Source organism: Moritella sp. (assembly GCF_033791185.1).
Lineage (GTDB): Bacteria > Pseudomonadota > Gammaproteobacteria > Enterobacterales > Moritellaceae > Moritella.
The window spans coordinates 1-3,236 of record NZ_JASJHF010000171.1 but is presented as its reverse complement, the minus strand read 5'-3'; the positions used below and the strand labels follow the sequence as shown (position 1 = coordinate 3,236).

Sequence of the window (3,236 nt, the reverse complement as noted above, 5' to 3'; positions counted from 1 at the left end):
TCTAATACCATCATGGTATTCAAAGGTGTCGCAATCAAGGTTGCAGAACGAATTAACGGTAAACCAGCTGCAACATCAATGGTTAAACTAGGTTGATAGGTGATCGCTAAATCGATTTTATTCGCAGCAACTAGCTTTGGCGGCATACTTGGATCAGCTGGCTCTTGAATCTCAACATTAAGGCCTTGAGCTTCAAAATAACCGCGCTGATGAGCGATAACGATAGGCCCATGATTGGGGTTCACAAACCAGTCCAACATCAGCGTTAGTGTTTTATTTTCAGCCTGTGCTGTCGCTGATAAAATAGTGGTAACAAGCGCAAATGCACTCATGATAATGCTCTTTTTCATTGAAATTCCTTTGTTTTTTTATTATTAAAATTGTTACTGTTATTGTTATGAATAAACATCTATCGATGATCTTGTTTACATTAAACCTGCCAGTGGATCAGTTTTTTAAGCAACTTGTCTGCGACAAAATAAAGTGACACTGACAAAGCTGATAATATAAAAAGAGCAGCAAACATTTCGTCTATCATCATCCGCGCATTTGCCTGCAACATCAGATATCCCAGACCTTCACTGGAGCCAACCCACTCCCCCGCTACAGCACCAATAGGGGCTATAACTACCGCGACTCGAATACCCGAAGCAAGCGAAGGTAACGCGGCTGGAAATTGAATATGACGTAACATTTGCCATTTTGTGGCACCCATTGTTTTTGCTAGATCAAGATAGCCAACGGGTGTATTTCGCAAGCCGTCGTAACAGCAGGTAGTAATAGGAAAAAAGATAATTAATGCTGCCATCACAATTTTTGATGAGATGCCGTAGCCTAACCACAGCATTAATACAGGCGCAATTGCGAACACAGGGATTGCTTGACTGGCTATCAAAATAGGTAATAACCAGCGTTTAATTGGTTTAAACAGCAACATCTGCAACGCGAATAACAACCCCATGGTCAAACCTAACAGTAATCCCAATATGATTTCTTGAGCGGTTACCCAGCTGTGTTTAAGCAAGACATCATATCTTGAGATCAGTTTTTCAAAAACATTGAAAGGACTAGGTAAAATAAACGCAGGCATTTCAAAAACAAGTACGATAGCTTGCCATAGGGCAATAATGACCGTCGCACTGATTGCAATGCGCAGCATTGGATGCGAGTGTCGCTGTTTACCTTTAAGTTGAGTTGATATTTTATTGGCTTGCACTAAATCACTCATAATCTTGCTCCAATCTGTCCATGATCTTCTGCTGAAGTTGAGCACATTCTGCATCGAAATTACGCGGAGTTTCTGATTCTGGCACGGTTAAAGACTCGGTAAAAGCAGGTCTGCCTTGCATAATATAAAGCCGGTTTGCTAACCGAATCGCTTCCTGTGGATCGTGCGTTATTAATACTACGGTTTTGTCTTGCAGGAGTTGGTGAGCTAAGTTTTGTAGACGATAGCGTGTTACCGCATCTAAGGCAGAGAAAGGCTCATCCATTAACACGATTGGCTTGTCTTGCATAAGCGTTCTTGCCAGTGCAACACGTTGACGCATGCCACCAGATAATTGCTGTGGCAAATAATTCGATTTGTCTCTTAAGCCAACCTTTTGCAATAAAGAGCGCGCTTTTTGTAACTGTAATTCAAGGGCTTTTGGATCGGTCACTGCCTTACCAAATTTAGTGCTTAGCATGACATTATCTAACACTGTTAACCAAGGCATCAACAAGTCTTGCTGTGCCATATAAGCAATTTGATCTTGGGTATCACAGTGAGGTTGCTCATGTTGCTCAACTTGAGTGCTGATTTCCCCAGTCCAATCGACTTTATCTTCGAGCAAATTAGCAAGATAACGAAGTAAAGAGCTTTTACCACAACCGCTACGCCCCAAGATACATGTCCATGCTGCTGCAGGAATATGAATATTAAGACCGGCTATAATTGCTTCCTCGCTATCCTGATAACGTAAACAACCATTGGATATATTGATACTAACTGCTTTTTTTTCAGCAAAATGAGTCTGTCTATTAACAGCTCTATTTAGGGTATTAACAGACATCATTATGACCAGCGAAAAAATGATTTACCGGGCCATGCCCTTTGCCTATCTGTAATTGATCAGCATGAGCAATAGCCTGAGTTATATACTGCTTACCTAAATTCACCGCAGATAAAAGGTCATTACCTTGTGCTAGATAAGATGCGATAGCCGAAGACACGGTACAACCCGTACCGTGAGTATTACGAGTATTAGTGCGCTTTGCGGTTAATTGATGAACTAGCTCAGGGAATATAAATAAATCGTTACTGTTTTCATCTTGTTCTAAATGACCACCTTTTAGCAGTACCGTTTTTGCGCCAAGCAGTCGAAGGTCGCTGATCATTTTTGTCATATCGTCTTGGCTAGCGGGTACTTCGCTACCAATTAACGCAGCAGCTTCAGGCAAGTTTGGTGTGATGATATCGGCAACAGGCAATAATTCAGATTTAAGGGTATTAATCGCTGATGCTTGTAATAATAAATCGCCATTACTTGTCACCATGACTGGATCGACCACTAAAAACTCAGGTTGATACTGTTTTATTTTGGCAGCAACTATTTTGATAATGTCACAATCGGCCAACATGCCAACTTTAACTGCAACGACGTTCAAATCGCTAAAAACGGCATCAAGTTGTTTTTCGACATGTTCAAGGGGAATAGGAAAAATGGCAGAAACACCTAGGGTGTTTTGAGCGGTAATGGCTGTGATCACAGAACAAGCATAACTGCCAGTTGCTGAGATAGCTTTGATATCTGCTTGAATACCCGCACCACCTCCGCTATCAGATCCAGCGATGGTTAACACGATAGGTGTAGATGAATTTTGGCTTGTAGGCGTAGTAGTATTATTTGTCATAAAGTTCCTATCACGGGCACCGGAACTTTATCTAACTTGGGATTTTAAACACATAAAGAATCAAATCACACAAAGCAAGACATATAGTTCCCTCCGCCAGTGTTAACTGAATCAGGTTCAACGGGTCTCGAAATGCAATCTCAGCCTAAAAGGCTCCCCGACTATTTGGCAGATATTAACAAGTTTTGTTGAAAGCGCAATATAACAATTCTTATTATCACTTATTGGCGCTTTTAAATTCCTATAAAAACCAATGAAATATATATTTTAAGAATGTATAAATCTGCTGTTAGCAGTATTTTTAAATAGATTAGTTTTAGATAATCTGAGTATTTATTCAC

At 40.5% G+C, this 3,236-nt stretch carries 4 protein-coding genes and 1 riboswitch; all 4 genes read right to left on the bottom strand.

Going from position 1 to position 3,236, the window contains the following annotated elements:
• A partial coding sequence (locus QNK26_RS10395) for an ABC transporter substrate-binding protein (RefSeq protein ID WP_319222735.1) occupies positions 1-350 on the bottom strand: 350 nt, incomplete at its 3' end.
• Between the two features lie 80 nt (positions 351-430).
• Complete coding sequence (locus QNK26_RS10390; protein WP_319222734.1) at positions 431-1,228, bottom strand: ABC transporter permease; 798 nt, start codon at positions 1,226-1,228, stop codon at positions 431-433.
• Positions 1,221-2,057: an ABC transporter ATP-binding protein gene (locus QNK26_RS10385; protein WP_319222733.1), complete on the bottom strand. Its 837-nt coding sequence runs from the start codon at positions 2,055-2,057 to the stop codon at positions 1,221-1,223. The genes QNK26_RS10390 and QNK26_RS10385 overlap by 8 nt, the downstream gene beginning before the upstream one ends.
• On the bottom strand, positions 2,044-2,895 hold the full coding sequence (gene thiD / locus QNK26_RS10380) for a bifunctional hydroxymethylpyrimidine kinase/phosphomethylpyrimidine kinase (RefSeq protein ID WP_319222732.1): 852 nt from the start codon (positions 2,893-2,895) through the stop codon (positions 2,044-2,046). Before thiD ends, QNK26_RS10385 begins: the two co-directional genes overlap by 14 nt.
• Positions 2,896-2,966: 71 nt before the next feature.
• A riboswitch (TPP riboswitch) is annotated at positions 2,967-3,065 on the bottom strand.
• Positions 3,066-3,236: the final 171 nt, after the last annotated feature.

Excerpts from the sequence above, each read along its gene's own strand:
- QNK26_RS10390 (WP_319222734.1), bottom strand. The coding sequence starts at position 1,228 with ATGAGTGATTTAGTGCAAGCCAATAAAATATCAACTCAACTTAAAGGT.
- QNK26_RS10385 (WP_319222733.1), bottom strand. The coding sequence starts at position 2,057 with ATGATGTCTGTTAATACCCTAAATAGAGCTGTTAATAGACAGACTCAT.
- thiD (WP_319222732.1), bottom strand. The coding sequence starts at position 2,895 with ATGACAAATAATACTACTACGCCTACAAGCCAAAATTCATCTACACCT.